Source organism: Cohnella sp. SGD-V74 (assembly GCF_003001675.1).
Taxonomy (GTDB): domain Bacteria; phylum Bacillota; class Bacilli; order Paenibacillales; family Paenibacillaceae; genus Cohnella.
In genome coordinates this window covers 75,753-92,189 of the sequence record NZ_PVYW01000009.1, presented here as the reverse complement: position 1 = coordinate 92,189, position 16,437 = coordinate 75,753, and the positions used below count along the sequence as shown (strand labels likewise).

The window sequence follows — 16,437 nt, the reverse complement described above, 5'->3', positions numbered from 1 at the left end:
ATTGGCCGTTTGACCTAGGTAATGAACATCGCGTCCCCGAAGCTGAAGAAGCGATATTCCTGCTCGATCGCTTCCTTATAAGCGCCAATAATGTTCTCCCTGCCGGCCAGAGCGCTGACCAACATGACCAGCGTGGAACGCGGCAAGTGGAAGTTCGTCAGCAGCGCGTCGACCATCGTAAATTCGTAACCGGGGAAAATGAAAATGCTCGTCCACCCGCTGCACGCCTCGATCGGGACGTTCTTGAAGCGCTGTCCGATCGTCTCCAGCGTTCTGGCCGACGTCGTGCCGACGGCGACAATTCTGCCTCCGCTTGCCTTCGCCTCGTTAAGCAATCTGGCGCTCTCTTCGCTAACCGAATACCATTCGGCGTGCATCTCGTGCTCCTCGACCGTCTCCGCCGACACCGGTCGGAACGTGCCGAGCCCGACGTGCAGCGTGATCGGGCACAGCCGCACCCCTTTCGCCTGCAGGCGCTCCAGAAAAGCCTCCGTAAAATGCAGCCCCGCCGTAGGCGCGGCAGCCGAACCTTCGTTGCGCGAATAGACGGTCTGGTACCGCTCGCGGTCGCTCAACGTTTCTTTAATGTAAGGCGGAAGCGGCATATGGCCGAGCCGATCCAACAGCTCGTTGAAGATGCCCTCGTACTCGAAGCGAACGATTCTCGCCCCCAGCTCGCCTTCTTCTTCCACCGTCGCGGAGAGCAGCGGCTTATCGGAAGGACCGAACACGATAGTCGCTCCGCGATGCAGCTTTTTGCCCGGACGGACAAGAGTTTCCCAACGGTCGCCCTCGATCCGCTTAAGCAGCAGCAGCTCCGCCTTCGCGCCGGTATCCGCCTTGACGCCGAACAGACGCGCCGGGAGCACCCTCGTATCGTTGAGCACGAGCGTATCCCCCGGCTGCAAATATTCGGCCAAATCGGTGAACACGCGATGCTCGGTACGGCCCGTCCGCTTGTCCAGCACGAGCAGCCGCGACGAAGTTCTTTCCAATAACGGAGTCTGAGCGATCAGAGACTCCGGCAGTTCAAAATCGTAATCGCTAACGTTCATCGCTTGGCATCCTTTTCGATTGTCGCGTTCTCGTAGTAGTATTTCAGGATATATTGGTAGTCATACCCTTGTTCGGCCAGCCCGCGCGCGCCCCATTGGGACATGCCCACGCCGTGGCCGTAGCCGTTGCCCGTAATGACGAAGCCGGGCGAGGTCGTGCCGGCTCGCAAACCGCCGTCTCCGTCCATCACGTAGACGTTCGGGCCGGTCAAGGCTCGCGCCTTGCCGTCCGCTCCGACGACTTGCAGCGATCCGCCCTGTGCGGGATAATTCCTTGTCTTGCCGTCGCCGCCGACGATCGCGAACCGCCCGGTTTCCTCGATCGAGAGCAGCGTGCTCTTGACGCCGCCCAGCGCGCTGCGCCAATTGTCGCCGACCCCGACGTCCACGGCGACTCCGTTCGCCTTCACTTCCGTCACTCGCCCGGAGGGACCGCGCTTGGACACCTCCAGCGTGCGCAGCGGACCCGCGATCTGGGTTTTCGCCCGCTTGTTGAGCGCTTCGAGCAATTGATCCCCCGTCATCGGCGCTTCGATCCAGCTGAAATCGTTGTATTCCGGAACCCGCTTCAGCTCTACGACAAGCTCGCCTGCATTCAGGCGCGCCACCGGCTCGACGGTGCTGACGATCTGCGGCTTGGAGCGAACCGCGGCTCCGTCGCCGACGACCCGCAATATTTTCGCTCCGCTCTCATGCTTCTGGCCGCTGTCGGCGACCAGATCGGACCGGACGTATCCGTTCACTCCGTTGGACAGTGCGACATGGTGCCAATCGAGCTTGCCCTGCTGCGGCCCTTCGTCCGGACTCGTTACGGCCGAGGAATAATACGCCTGGTCCCCGCCCCAAATTTCGCTTGCGTTGTCTGCGGTAATTCCGCCCGAGTTGGCGGAGAACACGGCGTTGATCAGCTTGCCGCCGTACGTCAGCACCTCCCCCGCGGTCGCGTCCACACCGGCCGTCGAGTTCGGGTTTTCCGAGCCGATGCCGTAGTAAGCCTGGCTTACCGTCGTGTCCACGACGTTCGCGATCTGGAAGCCCGTGCCGGCGAACAGCGCGTACGTGCGAGCCGCGACCGCCTGCGCTTTCTGCGCTTCCAGCGGCCAGCTCTGGCCGACTTCGACTCCGACTACCGAATACAAGTACTGTTCGAAGTCGACTTCGTTCACGACCGCCAGAGACTGGTTCAAAATGCTGATTTCCATACTGCCCCGATACGTTCTTTTGCTGCGTTCGGCCAGCAAGATGCCGTCCGCGCTCGCGGGCTCAACCCGGATGACCGACGAAGCCCCCGCAGGCAGCGCGTACAGCATCGCCGACGCGTCCGCCTGCGCTACGTTCTGGCGGAGCACCGCATACGGCTCACCGGCTTCGGGAATGCGCGCGTTGGCCGCTCCGGCCGCGGCGGCGGACTGCTGCAGCGCGCCAAGCTTGGCGGCGTCCTGCTCCTGCCCGATCCGCACGACGTACTGCACGGCGCCGCCAAGCGGCTTAAGGGCGACGAACGCTTCCAGGCCGGCGCCTCCGAGCCGGTCGGCAGCGGCTTGCGCCTCCGCTTGGCTCGCGTAGGCTCCCGTTTCGACAGCCCACGGACCGAGCACCCGCGCCTTCGTCAGCGCCGGCCCCGACGCCGCTCCGGCGCTCGTCCATTTAGCCAGCGCGGCGCTCGCGCCTGCCGCGCTGGAGTAGGCTCCCTCCGTCACCTGGTAGACGGTTTTACCGGACTTGGCGAGCTGGATAATCGCTCCCGCGTTGGAGGACGCCTGGATTTTCTTCAACGAGGCGAGGGCGGCGTTGTAATCCGCCGTTTCGAGCACGAGCGCGCGATAGGCGTCCATCGCGAAAGTCGCCGACTGGCCCGCCGGAACCGTTCCGAACGCCGCGTTCGACTGTCCGTCGCGCCAGATCAGGCTCATGCCTCCGGCGGACGACAACGTCGCGTTCGGCGTAATGGCCTGATACTTGCCCGAGCCGAGATTCAGGAACAGCGCGACCCGGATCGTATCCGGAACGGCGACCGCCGCCCGCGCGGCGAGCGGCGAAGAGCTCAGCGCCAGCACGGCCGAGAGCAGAACGAACAGAAGCAAGCGGGAAGGCTTTGTCTTCCTTGTAGCGCTTGTGATCATATCGGGTACCTCCGTTCATCGTTGTGGTGGATGGAGATGGCTTGGCGTCAGCGATCGGCGGGCAGAGGCAGACCGAGATGGCCATAGGCCGCGGGCGTGGCGATTCTTCCTCGCGGCGTCCGCTGCAGGAATCCGATCTGCATTAAATAAGGTTCATACACGTCTTCGATCGTCTGGCCTTCCTCCCCGATGGACGCCGCCAGCGTGTCAAGGCCGACGGGACGACCGCCGAAGCTGACGATCATCGCGCGGAGCATCTTATGGTCGATGCTGTCGAGCCCCATCGGGTCGACCTGGATGCGCTCCAGCGCATCGTGCGCGACCTCTTCGGTAATGATGCCGTCTCCCCTGACCTGGGCATGATCGCGGACCCGCTTCAGCAGCCGGTTCGCAATTCTCGGCGTTCCTCTCGAACGTCTGGCGATCTCCCTGGAAGCTTCGCCGATAATGCCGACTCCGAAAATTTCCGCCGTTCTCGTCACAATAAAAGACAGCTCGTCCTCTCCGTAGTACTCCAGACGGCTCACCACTCCGAACCGGTCCCTGAGCGGCGCGGACAGCAGTCCGGCTCTTGTCGTCGCGCCGATCAGCGTAAACTTCGGCAGATCGAGCCTGACGGAGCGCGCGCTCGGTCCTTTGCCGATAATGAAATCGAGCGCGAAATCCTCCATCGCCGGATACAGCACTTCCTCCACCGTTCTGTGCAGCCGGTGGATTTCGTCGATGAACAGCACGTCGTTCTCCTGCAGATTCGTCAGAATCGCCGCGAGATCGCCCGGACGTTCGATCGCCGGTCCGCTCGTCGTGCGAATATGAACGCCGAGCTCGTTGGCGATAATGTTGGACAGCGTCGTCTTGCCGAGCCCCGGGGGGCCGTACAGCAGCACGTGGTCGAGCGGCTCCCGCCGCATCTTGGCCGCCTCTATGTAAATCTTCAGATTGTCCTTCACCTGCGATTGGCCGATATACTCCGCCAAGTAGCGAGGGCGCAAGCTGTATTCCACCGCCTGGTCTTCCATCATCAGATGCGCGGTGACGATACGCTCCTCTTCCATTGTTCCGGCCTCCTCTCCCGCTTGCCGATCATCCTTGGAACAATTGCTGCAGCGCAAGCTTGATCAGCGTATCCGGCGACTCGCCGCCGGTAACCCGATCCTTCATGGACAGCCATGCCTTGTCCAGCTCCGCTTCCTTGTAGCCGAGCCCCGCGAGCGCTTCTCGCGCGGCCGCCCACGAAGCGCCGCCTTCCTCCGGTTGGGCCTCGGGCTGCTGCAAGTCGATCATCGCCGCGACGGCCCAGCGGCTGTCTATCGTTCCGAGCTTGTCTTTCAAGTCGAGAATCATTCGCTGCGCCGTCTTCTTGCCGATGCCCGGGAGCTTCGTCAGGAAGGCGAGATTCTCCTGCTGGATCGCCGCGACGACGTTCTCCGGCCGGCCTCCAGCCAGGACGCCCAGCGCCACCTTCGGACCGATGCCGGACACCTCCAGCAGCCGCTTGAACAACGCCTGCTCGTCCCTCGTCGTAAAGCCGAACAGCTGCATCGCGTCCTCGCGAACGTGATGATACGTAAACAGCTGCACCGGCTCGTCGTTTCTCGCCAATCCGTACGGGTTGGGCGTGTACACTTGATAGCCTACGTCGCGAACGTCCAGCACAACGTACTCGGATTCCACATGGGCAACCTTGCCCCGCAAATAATCGATCACCGGCGCGTCACTCCATTCATTCTCTCATTCAGGACGATAGAGTGGGCGTGGCAGATCGCAACGGCGAGCGCGTCGGCTACATCGTCCGGCTTGGGGATGGCGGTTAATTTGAGCAGCATTTTGACCATTTCCTGAACTTGCCTCTTCTCGGCGCCGCCGTAACCGACGACCGCCTGCTTTACCTGCATCGGCGTATACTCCGCGATCGGCAGCCCCCGCTGGGCGGCAGCCAGCATGAATACGCCGCGCGCTTGTCCGACGCTGAACGCGTTCGTTACGTTTTTGTTGAAGAACAGCTTCTCCACCGCCACCGTATCCGGTTTATACTGATCCAGCAATCCGCATACCGCTTCGTAGATTTGCTTCAGCCTCGTCTCTTGAGGCGTCCCGGCCGCCGTCTCGATGCAGCCGTATTGCACGGGGGTCAGCTTGTGTCCCGACTTATCGATAAACCCGAATCCCATAATGGCTATCCCAGGGTCGATTCCCAATACTCTCATTTGAAACGATCCCTCGATTCTAGCAACTCTATGTAAAAATAATACTCCTCATTATAGCAAAAGTTCCTCTCTATGAGAACAGAAGGAGAACATACGAAAAATAGATGCATACAGAAAAAAAAGAACCCCGGGTCCTGCACGAAAGTGAAGGAGCGAGGTTCTGTCTGCGGTTGTGCGGCTACGATCGAGGCTTTGCCTGCGAACGCAAGCTGCTGGCATATTCGTTAAAAGTGGATAGAACGCTGTTGTACTCATCCTTGTCCGATACTCGTATGCCTTCGGCCAATTCCCGAACGCGGTCATCGCCCAAACGGGACTCGAGCATGTCCACATCGAGCTGAAAAAAGGTCCGAATCACTTTTTCCTTCCATGGAGGTCCGTCGAACAAAGATAAGTTGCCCTCCTCGTCCATGCCGATATACGCCGTCTTGCGGCATTGCGGAGAGAGGTCGTCGATTTCTTCCTTCACGGTCAATTTGCCGGCCGCCGAATCGAGGCTTGCATTCCACTCCCGATGAGACTTGATCAGTTCCGCCGCTTCGGAGGCGGCGTGCCTGCCCAGCTGTCTGATCTCTTCCCCGCACAAATACGAGCGGTGCAGCACCAGCTCGACTTCTCCTCGGCGTTCCTGCAACGCCAGCAGCGTCCTGTCCCGGGAAGAAAGATCCGGAGCGGACATGCCGTCGTCCGACCGGAGCGGCGCCGCTTCCGCAGGCTGGACGACTCCCAGACTCATATCGGTAACGACCCGATTCGCGAGCCATGTCCCTGCCAGCGAAGCCAATACGAAGGCAAGCGCGATCATCCCGAGGGACCAGACGTGGCGGCGTTTTCTCTTCAGCGATTTTTTCAGTTCCTTGAAAATACGGAAGCGAGACACCGGAATCCCCTTCTCTTCGTTTTTCTCTAGTGTTGCCTGGGGATTCCGGCGCTATTCGCTCATATTACCATTTTATCCATGGCATGCTTTCTTTGCGTTTCGGTTTGCCGGTTCGCGACGCGGCCGTCTTCGGCTTCGGCTTCGCTTGACGCTTCTTCGCGGGAGAAGCCGATTTGACCGTCGCTTCCTCATCCTCTTCGTCAGCGACCGACCTCTGATCGCTAATGTCGTCTCTCAAAGGAGGCATGGGCGGGATCGGAGGAAATCCCGGCATCGGAGGGATGGGCGGGAAGCCCCCTACGCATGTCGGATTGAAATATCCGGGCGCGACGCCGGCTCCGGCCACCACTCCGGGCAAGCCCTCGGCCACCGGAGTAAATCCTACCGGAAGGTCTCCCATCTGCGGCCCGTAGCCGTATCCGGGCTGCATGCCGGGAAAACCGGCCGACAACGGACTCACTGCGCCCGGCCCTTGACCGTAACCCCCGGCAAACGGACTGACCGCTCCGGGGCCTTGACCGTAACCGCCTGCGAACGGACTTACCGCTCCGGGACCTGCTCCGTAGCCTCCAGCAAGCGGACTCGTTGCGCCTGCTACATTCCCATAGGCGCCGGGGAACGGGCTAACGGCGCTCGGCGCTTGAGCTTGCGCCCCGGCGACGAACGGAGTCGGACCGTACGGAATTCTTCCGTCGGAATACCCTGCAGCGTTAGCGTAAGCTTCGGCCGAGTAGAGGTTGCCCGGAAGCGAAGATTGTGCCCCGCAAGGCTTGCAATTCGACTTCGGCGCCCCCTGCAGAGAACCGTGAATCTGAGCGGCATCGGGCGGGCTGTAGGAAATGTCCTGCTGTCCGTACAAGCCGCCGAGATCGGCCGGAATGCCGCCGGTAAGCGGCGAGATGCCGGAATGCCCTCCGTAGCCCGACCCAGCCCCCGCCTGCGCCCCGTAACCGCCGTGCCATCCCGCTCCGCCAACGCCGGGTTGAGCGGCTCCATAACTCGACTCTGCCCCTGCCTGCGCGCCGTAGCCGTCATGCCATCCGCCCTCGCCCGGTTGGACGTAGCCATAGCCTTGATCCGAATAGCCTTGCTGCGCCCCCCCAACGCCGTAACCCTGATCACCGTAGCCTTGCTGCGCCCCTGCAACGCCGTAGCCCTGATTGCCGTAGCCCTGCTGCGCGCCTACGCCCGGATAAGCCGCTCCGTAGCCGGAATGCGGCGTCGGATAATGACCGGCATGTTCGCCGCCGATGTTCACCGGATAATGGATGTATTCGATTTGCTCGTGGACCTCGATGCCGTAGATCGGCTTAGTTTCGGCGATCGGAGCGACCTCCGCCGGCGCCGGAGCAGGCTCGGGCTGAACGGGAGCAGGCTGCGGCGCAGGGGTTTCCACCGGTGTGATCACTACCGGAGCGGGAGCCGTCTCCTGCGCTTTGACGCTTGTATCCGCCTTGCCGGTCCCGGTTCCAGCCCCCGTTCCCGCTCCGGATACGACGCCTGTGTTGGCCTTCCCATGCATCGTGACGGTCGTGCCCTCGCCCGGGGTCGAGGCTTGCGGAATATTGACCACTTCGCCGGTGAGCAGGGCGTTCGGATTTTTAAGCTGCGGATTCGCCTTGATCAAGTCGGTCAGTTGAATGCCCCACGCCTTGGACAGCTTCCACAGCGTATCTCCTTGCTGGACAATATGCTGGTGAATGACGCCGAGCGCCGATTTCGGGCGGGTCGGAATCTTGACCTTCATGCCGACGTCGATCGCGTCGGGATTGGTAATAGCCGGATTGGCTTTCACAATGTCTTCCAGCGACACGCCGTATTTCTGGGCGATCGAATACAGCGAATCCCCTTGTTTGACGATATGGATTTTCACGCCGTTCCCTCCTGATAGTGATGAAATCGTTCACGACCGGGCGAATGCCCTCGCGCAATCCTTACATCCTATGCAGGTTCTGGGCATTTGACATCTATTACGGCAAAAATCCGGCAGCCTGTCGGCATGCCGGATCTTTTTATCGGGATGGGGAACCGTTCCCGGTTTTCGCGGGCTCGTAGGGCACGCTCGGATAGGAGCCGAGCAATCGCACCTGGCAGCCGAGCGCTTCGATTTCGGCCAGCGCTCCGGGGAGCAGCACCGAATCCAGAGCGTAAGCGATATCGATGTAAAAATAGTACGTGCCGAGCTTCTTCTTCGTCGGCCTGGACTCGATCTTGGACAGGTTGATCCGTCTCCAGGCGAACGCGGACAGCACTTGGTGCAGCAAGCCCGGGTAATCCTCGGGCAGTGTAATGAGCACGCTCGTCTTCTGCGCCGTCGTCTCCTTGTTCTCGTAAGGCGTATGGCCGACGAGCAGGAAGCGGGTGAAGTTGTTGTCGTGATCAGTCACGCCTTGCTCCAGCACGTCCAATCCCATGTCCGCCGCAGCCAGCTTCGTGCCGAGCGCCGCCCAGCCTTTGCCCGGATTGTTCTGGACCGTCCGGACGGCTTCCGACGTGCTGCTCAGCGTCTCCAGCTCCGCATGGGGCAGGTTGGCGCGAATGAACTGCAGACATTGTGCCATCGCGACCGGGTGGCTCATCACTTTGACGATTTTGTTCGGGTCCCATCGGCCGTCGTCCCCGTTTAATTCCGAGGCGAATCCGATCAGGTTCTGGATCGACGGGTACACCCATTCCGCGCGGATGGGCAAGTCCACTTCATGAACGAGCCAGTCCGTATGCAGGTTCACGGAACCGTCGATCGTATTCTCGATCGGAATAACGCTCCAATCGGTACGGCCGCTCGCCGTCGACTGGAAGACGTCCGCAATCATTTTGCAATAGACGAATTCCACGTCCTCGCCGCGGAACAAGTATCGGACGGCTTCGTCCGACACGGTGCCTTGCGGCAGCAACGCTACCGACTTCTTCCGGCTCATACGCCCACCTCCGCTTGAACGCTCAGCAAGTATGCCTGCGGCTCTTGTCCGAACTCGGGATCGCTCTTCGCCACATGCCGCACCTGCGGACCGTGCAAGCAAACCTTCAGCCAGCGCGTCTCGACTCGAATGCCTTCGGCGGACATAACCCGCTCGACGAAAGCCGCGAGTTTTCCGTCGGACATTTGCGCCGTATCGGCGAGCAGCAGCAGCGTCGGTCCGGCGCCGGACAGCGCCGCTCCCAATGCGCCGTGGTCGGGCGCTTCGCGCAAAATCGTCTCCATGCCCGGAATAAGCGCCGCCCGGTAAGGCTGATGCAGGCGGTCCCTCATGGCGCGGGAGAGCAGGTCCAGTCTGCCGGAAGCCAGAGCGGCGGTCAGCAGAGAGCTGTGCGTGACGTTAAACACCGCGTCCTTCATCGAGACTTGCTCGGGGAGCGCGCTTCTCGCTTTCTTCGTCTCCAACTCGAACTCGGGAATGGCCGCCATCACTTCCAAGCCTTCCGGCGGTTCGATGCGCACGTAATCGGCCCGCTCGCCGTCCCAGGACGCCGCGATAATGCCCCCGAACAAGGAAGCTCCGACGTTGTCCGGATGCTTCTCCAGCTCCGAAGCCATCTGGAACAATTCGTCCTCCGACAACGCGTAGCCGGTCAGCGCGTTGGCCGCCACGAGCGCACCCACGATCGCGGCTGCACTGCTTCCGAGCCCCCGGGTCAACGGGATATCGCTGCGGATGCCGATCTCCAGCTCCGGCAAGTCGACGCCCGCCTTGCGGAACACGGCCTGCGCCACTTCGTAGATCAAATTCGTCTTGTCCTCGGGAACGCCCTCGAGATTGCCTCCGACGAGCAAGATCCGGGTTTGCTCCGCCGGAGCCATGCTGACCCATGCGAATAAGGATAAAGCCATTCCGAGCGAATCAAAGCCCGGTCCCAGATTCGCCGTGCTCGCGGGCACTTTGACGACGACGCGGCCGGACTCCGACCCTGTTGCAGATGCTGCTTGCATACTAAAGCTCCTTTTACGAGGTTGTTCCGAAAGCCCGGCGAAAACCGGCTCTCCGAACGCGCATTTGTAATCTGATAATCAGCCTTCCACGCGATAGACGCTTTTGACTCTTTTCACGGCGGGCAAGTTCTCGAACGACTGCAGCACCGCTCCCATCGACTTCTTGCTGGCTTGGTGCGTAATGATGATGATTTCCGTAGACGATTGATGAGGCGTCGACGGCTGCATGACCGATTCGATGCTGACGTCGCAATCCGAGAACACTTGCGCGATCTGGGCGAGTACCCCGGCGCGGTCTTGGACGTGCAGCAGCAAGAAAAACTTCGATGCGATCTGCTCGTCGCTCTTCAGCTTCAAGACGTTGTAAGAGAGCTGGGCCTGACGGCCGTTGACGCCGAGCTTCATGTTCTTGATCACGGCGACCAGATCCGCGACGATCGACGTCGCCGTCGGCAGCTCTCCCGCGCCGGCGCCGTAGAACATCGTCTCCCCGACCGCTTCGCCATGCACGTAGACCGCGTTAAAGACGCCGTTCACGGAAGCGATCGGATGGCTCGTCTTGATCATCGTCGGCTCCACGCTTACGCTGATCAAGTCGTCCTGGCGCTCCGCGATGCCGAGCAGCTTCACTTCATAGCCGAGACGTTTGGCGTAACGGATATCCTCCTGCGTCACCCGGCTCATTCCCGTAACGCTGACGTTCTCCAGAGCAACGTTGGAGCGGAAGCCCAGCGACGACAAAATCGTCATTTTACGAGCCGCATCCAATCCCTCGACATCGGAAGTCGGGTCGGCTTCCGCATATCCGAGCTCCTGAGCCTCCTTGAGCACTTCGGCGTACGCCGCGCCCTCTTGGCTCATCTTCGTCAAAATATAGTTGGTCGTCCCGTTGACGATGCCCATAATTTTCGTAATCCGGTCCGAGGAGAAACCTTCGATCAAAGTGCGGATAATCGGGATTCCTCCCGCTACGCTCGCTTCGTACAGCACGTCGCAGCCTTTCTCCCGAGCTTTCTCCAAAATCTCCTGCCCGTGCAGCGCCATCAAGTCCTTGTTGGCCGTGACGATATGCTTGCCGCGCTCCAATGCCTCCAAGATGTACTCCTTAGTCTGGGCGATGCCGCCCATCACCTCGACGACAACGTCGATCTCGGGGTTGCGCACGATTTCCCATGGATCTTCCGTCAGCTTCGCGGCATCGACGGATATGCTCCGCGCTTTGTTGCGGTCTTTAACGAGAATTTGCGAAATCCGGATCGGCGAACCGACCTGGTTGGACAAATCCTCCTGATGGCCTTCGACGATTCTGACGACGCCCGTTCCGACCGTCCCCAACCCAAGCAATCCTACGTTTATCGGCTTCATCCTTATTCCTCCGCTTCCGACTATCTCACCTTCGTAATCGTATCGATGTTCAACTGCGTCCGATGACGCTGGCCCGCTTGACTCCGTTTAATGAACGAAGCCGTTCCAGCAATTCCGTCAGTGATTCGCCCATCCCCGCCGTATCGATGGAGACGACGACGTTGGCCATGCCCTGGAGCGGAATCGACTGGGAGATCGTCAGCACGTTGCCTTCGCTCGAGGCCAGCGTGCCCAGCACCTTGGACAGCACGCCGGAACGATGCTCCAAATCCATCGACAACGTCGCGATCGATTCGCGGGACGCTTGCTCGAGCAAATACACTCCGTCTTTGTATTTGTAATAGGCGCTGCGGCTCAGACCGACGCGTTCCGCGGCCTCGTGAACCGTGGCCGCCTCCCCCCGCCTTAGCAGCTCCTTCGCTTGCTCCGTCTTCAGAATGCCCTCCGGCAGCAAATCCTCGCGGACGACAAAATAACGTTCCGCCATATTGCGTCCTCCCAGGAAAGACGATTGTATATATATAGAGGACATTATAGCGAAACGATCGGTTTGCGGCAATAGGCAATTACGGACTCCGCTCGGCTTCGCCCGCCTGTCGCGGCACGGGATGTCTTCCCGTCCGAGTATACCATAACGCCTCGCGAGGGTTCGGCCGTTTCGAAAAAAAGACCGCTCCGGGTCGATAATCGAGCCCAAGCAGCCTTATTTCATCCCATAGGTTATTCCTCGTCGAACAAGTAATCGTCCTGCCCGCCTTCGAAAAATTCGAATTCGAACTTCCCGATCCGGATCGTGTCTCCGTTCTTGGCTCCCCGCTTGCGGAGCGCGTCGTCGATGCCGAGTCCGCGCAAGATGCGTCCGAACCGCATAACCGCCTCGTAAGAGTTGAACTGAGTGCGGCGCATCAGCCTCTCGATCCCTTCGCTCTCGATGACGTACACTTCGTTGTCGCGAGAAATCTCGAACGCCATATCGTCGTTGGCTTCGTAGCGGAATACGACGCCCTCCTCCGCTTTGGCCGCTTGCTCGCTTGCTTCCTGCTCGTCGATGTCCGGCAGCGAATCGAGCAGCTCCGCGACGCGGTACAGCATCTCTCTAATACCTTGCTTCGTCAGCGAGGAGATCGGCATAATCTCGATGTCCGGCCTGATCTCGGCGACTTTGTCGCGGAACGCGGCCAAGTTGTCCTCCGACTCCGGCATGTCCATCTTGTTGGCCGCGACGATCTGCGGGCGATCCGCCAGCTTCGCGTTATACAGACGCAGCTCGTCGTTGATTTTGACCCAGTCGTCGAAAGGATCGCGCCCTTCCATCCCCGACATGTCGACGACATGCAAAATGATCCGCGTGCGCTCGACGTGGCGCAAAAACTCGTGCCCGAGGCCGACGCCGGTATGCGCGCCCTCGATCAAGCCAGGCAGATCGGCCATGACGAAGCTGCGCTCCTCGTCCAGATCCACGACGCCCAGATTGGGCGTAATCGTCGTAAAGTGATACGCGCCGATTTTAGGCTGCGCCGCCGAGACGACCGACAGCAGCGTCGATTTGCCGACGCTTGGGAAGCCGACCAAACCGACGTCCGCCATCACCTTCAGCTCGAGCGTAACCCAGCGCTCCTGCCCTTCCTCGCCGTTCTCGGCAATGGCGGGAGCCGTGTTCACCGAGCTCTTGAACCGAATGTTGCCTCTGCCCCCGCGGCCGCCCTTGGCGACGACGACTTCCTGACCGTGCCGGGTCAGATCGGCAATCAGTTCGCCCGTATCGTCGTCCGTCACGATCGTTCCGGGAGGAACGCGGACGATCATATGCTCGGCGTTGGCTCCGTGCTGCGACTTGTTGCGGCCTTTCTCGCCCCGAGTCGCTTTGAAGTGCTTCTGGTAACGGAAATCCATCAGCGTGCGCAGACCTTCGTCCACGCGGAATACGACGTTGCCTCCGTTGCCTCCGTCTCCGCCCGCCGGTCCGCCTTCCGGCACGTACAATTCTCTGCGGAAGGCGACGAGACCGTCCCCGCCGTTCCCGCCCTTAACAAAAACTTTCGCTTTATCCACAAACATGCTGTTTTCACTCCATTATGCCGGCAGAGGAAAATGGATTTCCATCGTCCGCGCTTGCGGAGCATTTTCCACCGGCTCTAGTCCCTGCGCCAATCGTCCTGCGCCTTGCAGGCATTTCTCCAACTCTTCGGTGATGCTGTCCGCGGCCGCCAGTTCGCCGTTGTACTGCATGACGATTGCCAGCGCCCCGTCTTTCTGCTCGAGAGCAAGCCGCAGGACGTTCTCCCCGGCGTGCGGCGCGGATGCGCGGAAACGAATGACGTTAATCAACCCGATAATCGCCCGGCTCAACCTCTCGGCTTCGAGCGGCAGCTTGTCGAGGAACAAGCCGTCCTCGACCTCGACTTCGAGACGCATCGTATCGCAGATCGTGCGGAACGACAGCAGGTAAGATGACAGCTCCGGATGACCAAGCTGCGAGATCCGGCTGTCCTGCTCCATCCTCGTTCTTATTCTGTCCACGACGTCGACCGCTTTATCGAGCTTGTTAAGCCTTAAGTACCCGTATAAGATTTGCAGCTCGTTCATCCAATCGTGCCGATGATGGCTGAGCGTGCGAATCGTAGATAATTGCGCGTGCGCCAGCAGCTTCTCGCAATGCTCGCGGTGAGCTCTTCTCTGCCAGGCGGCCATTCCGGCGAACACCGCCAGGGTCCACAGAACGAATACGATTAACGGCCACCATGAACGAGGCCAGATCAGGACAGCCGCGAGAGGCAAAGCCAACGACGCGAGAGCCGCCGGCCCCCTTAGTGACATTTTCCCAAATCTCATTTTTTATCCCCGTTTCGTGTTTCCTCGTCTGCCAACGTCCGGAAGCCCCTTACCCGTCCAGTATACCATGGCGGGACGCCCATCACCACGCCGTTCCGAACGCTCGCGCGGCTCGCCGAATCGTCATGCAAAAACCCCGACCAACTTGCATTGGCCGGGGTTCTGGATGCCCTATTAGACTTCGAGCGCGGCAGCTACCGGAGCTTGCGCTACAGGATAGACGCTCACTTTTTTGCGATCGCGTCCCAGACGTTCGAACTTCACGACGCCCGGCGTCAAAGCGAACAAAGTGTCGTCTTTGCCGATGCCGACGTTCGTGCCCGGATGGATCTTCGTGCCGCGTTGGCGGTACAGGATGCTGCCGGCCGTTACGACTTGACCGTCCGCTCTCTTCGCGCCGAGGCGCTTGGAGTGGCTGTCCCGTCCGTTCTTCGTCGATCCGACCCCTTTTTTCGAGGCGAATAACTGAAGATCTAACTTCAACATGGTGTCAACCTCCTTTTTTCACAAAGGTTTCTTTTATGGTCACGTACTTGCCGTAAGATTCCACGATGGATTCGAGCGCGGCGACCATTCCTTCCAGCAGCAACTGGACCTGGTCGTTCCGCCGGGGATCCGAGCTATGCGGAGCTTCCGCCTTGAGCAGACCCGATCTCGATTCAGCGTTCGGGACGAGTCCCGTCAGCTTCTCGATCGCGTTGACCGCTCCGATGGTTACAGCCGATACGCCGGCGCAGACGATATCCTTGCCGGGATCGTTATAATAAGCATGCCCCGTTACGGTAAACCGTACGATGGCCCTCTCGTCGTTGCGCACGATCGTAATCGCGATCATCTCGGCAGCCTCTCTTATGCCTTGATGCTCTCGATCGTCACTTTCGTGTACGGTTGACGATGGCCTTGCTTGCGCTTGTAGTTCTTCTTAGGCTTGTACTTGAAGACGATGATCTTCTCGCCTTTGACTTGTTGCTCGACTTTGCCCGTTACGGAAGCTCCGGCAACTGTCGGGGAACCCGTAGTCAGTCCTCCGTCTTTGGAAACCGCCAAAACTTGGTCGAACGTTACGCTGTCGCCTGCGTTAGCGGAGAGCTTCTCAACGAAGATCACGTCGCCTGCTTGGACTTTGTACTGTTTGCCGCCTGTTTGAATAATCGCGTACATCTGGTGCACCTCCTTATGTCTAAGACTCGCCTCATAGGGTGTCGGATGCCGCAGCTTCGGTGAGCCAGAGCAGCGCCGATCTTGTCGACCCGGTGGAGTGCGGTTGTAGCCTGCATATCCTCAGATTGCACGCACTATCGGATTTTAGCACATTGGTATAGGGAATACAAGAAGTTTGTTTAATGAGCTTTTTGCGGTGTACATTTTTTGAATCGTATTTTCAAGATATACGTGCTAAAGTCGGCAATCAAGGAAATTTAAAACAAAATTATCGGGGGTATAAGCATGTGAACGAGAGACATGGCGAAAAAAGAATGCACGTATCCCGTTCTCCACAGCATAAAGCGCGGTGGAATGTTCGTTCACTTCACATCTGGATCACGAATTACGAGGCTGCGCTGGATACCAGGCTGCGCATCTTCTCCGCCTGATTCTCTTTGATGCGTCCAAGCGCCATTGCCAACATGACACAATCCGGCAGCACCTTACAAATTTGTTCTACCAGTGTCTCGAACATTCCGTCGATTAACGTTTCATATGCCATCAAGTTCTTTAGAAATCGCGTGTACACCCACGGCGGCGGCACTTGGTTGTCCAACCCGCAAAGCTCCCGAAGTTGCCCATTACGCGCCAGTTCACGGCGCAGTTTCTCCACGTTATCATGCTGAAACACGATGCCAGCCAGTACCGAATTCCACATGGCGCGCACCGGGTAATCGTCACGTCCCTTACCGCGTTGCTGCTCCAGCGTACGCATGAGTTCTTCGTCAGGCATCGCCTCCAGCACCAATTGCAACCGTTTCAAATCACCCAGCGTTTGAATTTCCGTCCATTCAAACAGTTTTATTTGTGGTATAATCGCCATATAGACGACCACTCCTTTTGG

At 59.6% G+C, this 16,437-nt stretch carries 17 protein-coding genes and 1 other annotated feature; all 17 genes read right to left on the bottom strand.

Annotation, left to right across the window (positions count from 1 at the left end; all coding sequences use genetic code 11):
• Positions 1-14: 14 nt before the first annotated feature.
• The 17 genes from queA to B0G52_RS15070 all read right to left on the bottom strand — a co-directional run bounded on the left by queA (position 15) and on the right by B0G52_RS15070 (position 16,416).
• Positions 15-1,055, bottom strand: a complete 1,041-nt coding sequence (queA, locus tag B0G52_RS15150) for a tRNA preQ1(34) S-adenosylmethionine ribosyltransferase-isomerase QueA (protein WP_094045714.1) — start codon at positions 1,053-1,055, stop codon at positions 15-17.
• Complete coding sequence (locus tag B0G52_RS15145; RefSeq protein WP_094045712.1) at positions 1,052-3,178, bottom strand: SpoIID/LytB domain-containing protein; 2,127 nt, start codon at positions 3,176-3,178, stop codon at positions 1,052-1,054. Before B0G52_RS15145 ends, queA begins: the two co-directional genes overlap by 4 nt.
• Before the next feature lie 47 nt (positions 3,179-3,225).
• Positions 3,226-4,233, bottom strand: a complete 1,008-nt coding sequence (ruvB, locus tag B0G52_RS15140) for a Holliday junction branch migration DNA helicase RuvB (protein WP_094045710.1) — start codon at positions 4,231-4,233, stop codon at positions 3,226-3,228.
• Between the two features lie 28 nt (positions 4,234-4,261).
• On the bottom strand, positions 4,262-4,885 hold the full coding sequence (ruvA, locus tag B0G52_RS15135; RefSeq protein ID WP_094045708.1) for a Holliday junction branch migration protein RuvA: 624 nt from the start codon (positions 4,883-4,885) through the stop codon (positions 4,262-4,264).
• Positions 4,882-5,385: a crossover junction endodeoxyribonuclease RuvC gene (gene ruvC, locus B0G52_RS15130; protein ID WP_094045706.1), complete on the bottom strand. Its 504-nt coding sequence runs from the start codon at positions 5,383-5,385 to the stop codon at positions 4,882-4,884. The genes ruvA and ruvC overlap by 4 nt, the downstream gene beginning before the upstream one ends.
• A gap of 178 nt (positions 5,386-5,563) precedes the next feature.
• Positions 5,564-6,265 carry a BofC C-terminal domain-containing protein gene (locus B0G52_RS15125; protein WP_094045704.1) on the bottom strand — a complete coding sequence of 234 codons (702 nt, stop codon included), beginning with the start codon at positions 6,263-6,265 and terminating at the stop codon, positions 5,564-5,566.
• Positions 6,266-6,329: 64 nt separating this feature from the next.
• Complete coding sequence (locus B0G52_RS35920; protein ID WP_198960653.1) at positions 6,330-8,138, bottom strand: LysM peptidoglycan-binding domain-containing protein; 1,809 nt, start codon at positions 8,136-8,138, stop codon at positions 6,330-6,332.
• Positions 8,139-8,277: 139 nt separating this feature from the next.
• The gene (gene pheA / locus B0G52_RS15115; protein WP_094045702.1) at positions 8,278-9,183 is read right to left on the bottom strand and encodes a prephenate dehydratase; all 906 of its coding nucleotides are present in this window, start codon (positions 9,181-9,183) and stop codon (positions 8,278-8,280) included.
• On the bottom strand, positions 9,180-10,193 hold the full coding sequence (thrB, locus tag B0G52_RS15110; protein WP_094045700.1) for a homoserine kinase: 1,014 nt from the start codon (positions 10,191-10,193) through the stop codon (positions 9,180-9,182). The genes pheA and thrB overlap by 4 nt, the downstream gene beginning before the upstream one ends.
• A gap of 78 nt (positions 10,194-10,271) precedes the next feature.
• Positions 10,272-11,558, bottom strand: a complete 1,287-nt coding sequence (locus B0G52_RS15105) for a homoserine dehydrogenase (RefSeq protein WP_094045698.1) — start codon at positions 11,556-11,558, stop codon at positions 10,272-10,274.
• 49 nt (positions 11,559-11,607) lie between these two features.
• Entirely contained in the window at positions 11,608-12,045 is a 438-nt protein-coding gene (locus B0G52_RS15100; RefSeq protein ID WP_094045696.1) for an ACT domain-containing protein, read from the bottom strand.
• 233 nt (positions 12,046-12,278) lie between these two features.
• Complete coding sequence (obgE, locus tag B0G52_RS15095) at positions 12,279-13,616, bottom strand: GTPase ObgE (RefSeq protein ID WP_094045694.1); 1,338 nt, start codon at positions 13,614-13,616, stop codon at positions 12,279-12,281.
• 15 nt (positions 13,617-13,631) lie between these two features.
• A complete protein-coding gene (locus tag B0G52_RS15090; RefSeq protein ID WP_094045692.1) occupies positions 13,632-14,390 on the bottom strand; it encodes a Spo0B domain-containing protein in 759 nt (252 codons plus the stop codon).
• 174 nt (positions 14,391-14,564) lie between these two features.
• The gene (rpmA, locus tag B0G52_RS15085; RefSeq protein WP_094045690.1) at positions 14,565-14,876 is read right to left on the bottom strand and encodes a 50S ribosomal protein L27; all 312 of its coding nucleotides are present in this window, start codon (positions 14,874-14,876) and stop codon (positions 14,565-14,567) included.
• Positions 14,877-14,880: 4 nt separating this feature from the next.
• Positions 14,881-15,225: a ribosomal-processing cysteine protease Prp gene (locus B0G52_RS15080; RefSeq protein WP_094045688.1), complete on the bottom strand. Its 345-nt coding sequence runs from the start codon at positions 15,223-15,225 to the stop codon at positions 14,881-14,883.
• A gap of 14 nt (positions 15,226-15,239) precedes the next feature.
• Positions 15,240-15,551, bottom strand: coding sequence for a 50S ribosomal protein L21 (rplU, locus tag B0G52_RS15075; protein WP_094045686.1), 312 nt, complete (start codon positions 15,549-15,551; stop codon positions 15,240-15,242).
• Between the two features lie 12 nt (positions 15,552-15,563).
• Positions 15,564-15,666 (bottom strand) — a sequence feature (ribosomal protein L21 leader region).
• A 270-nt stretch (positions 15,667-15,936) separates the two neighbouring features.
• Positions 15,937-16,416, bottom strand: a complete 480-nt coding sequence (locus tag B0G52_RS15070; protein ID WP_198960652.1) for a transposase — start codon at positions 16,414-16,416, stop codon at positions 15,937-15,939.
• Between the last annotated feature and the right edge of the window lie 21 nt (positions 16,417-16,437).

Excerpts from the sequence above, each read along its gene's own strand:
- queA (WP_094045714.1), bottom strand. The coding sequence starts at position 1,055 with ATGAACGTTAGCGATTACGATTTTGAACTGCCGGAGTCTCTGATCGCT.
- B0G52_RS15145 (WP_094045712.1), bottom strand. The coding sequence starts at position 3,178 with ATGATCACAAGCGCTACAAGGAAGACAAAGCCTTCCCGCTTGCTTCTG.
- ruvB (WP_094045710.1), bottom strand. The coding sequence starts at position 4,233 with ATGGAAGAGGAGCGTATCGTCACCGCGCATCTGATGATGGAAGACCAG.
- ruvC (WP_094045706.1), bottom strand. The coding sequence starts at position 5,385 with ATGAGAGTATTGGGAATCGACCCTGGGATAGCCATTATGGGATTCGGG.
- pheA (WP_094045702.1), bottom strand. The coding sequence starts at position 9,183 with ATGAGCCGGAAGAAGTCGGTAGCGTTGCTGCCGCAAGGCACCGTGTCG.
- thrB (WP_094045700.1), bottom strand. The coding sequence starts at position 10,193 with ATGCAAGCAGCATCTGCAACAGGGTCGGAGTCCGGCCGCGTCGTCGTC.
- B0G52_RS15105 (WP_094045698.1), bottom strand. The coding sequence starts at position 11,558 with ATGAAGCCGATAAACGTAGGATTGCTTGGGTTGGGGACGGTCGGAACG.
- B0G52_RS15100 (WP_094045696.1), bottom strand. The coding sequence starts at position 12,045 with ATGGCGGAACGTTATTTTGTCGTCCGCGAGGATTTGCTGCCGGAGGGC.
- obgE (WP_094045694.1), bottom strand. The coding sequence starts at position 13,616 with ATGTTTGTGGATAAAGCGAAAGTTTTTGTTAAGGGCGGGAACGGCGGG.
- B0G52_RS15090 (WP_094045692.1), bottom strand. The coding sequence starts at position 14,390 with ATGAGATTTGGGAAAATGTCACTAAGGGGGCCGGCGGCTCTCGCGTCG.
- rpmA (WP_094045690.1), bottom strand. The coding sequence starts at position 14,876 with ATGTTGAAGTTAGATCTTCAGTTATTCGCCTCGAAAAAAGGGGTCGGA.
- B0G52_RS15080 (WP_094045688.1), bottom strand. The coding sequence starts at position 15,225 with ATGATCGCGATTACGATCGTGCGCAACGACGAGAGGGCCATCGTACGG.
- rplU (WP_094045686.1), bottom strand. The coding sequence starts at position 15,551 with ATGTACGCGATTATTCAAACAGGCGGCAAACAGTACAAAGTCCAAGCA.
- B0G52_RS15070 (WP_198960652.1), bottom strand. The coding sequence starts at position 16,416 with ATGGCGATTATACCACAAATAAAACTGTTTGAATGGACGGAAATTCAA.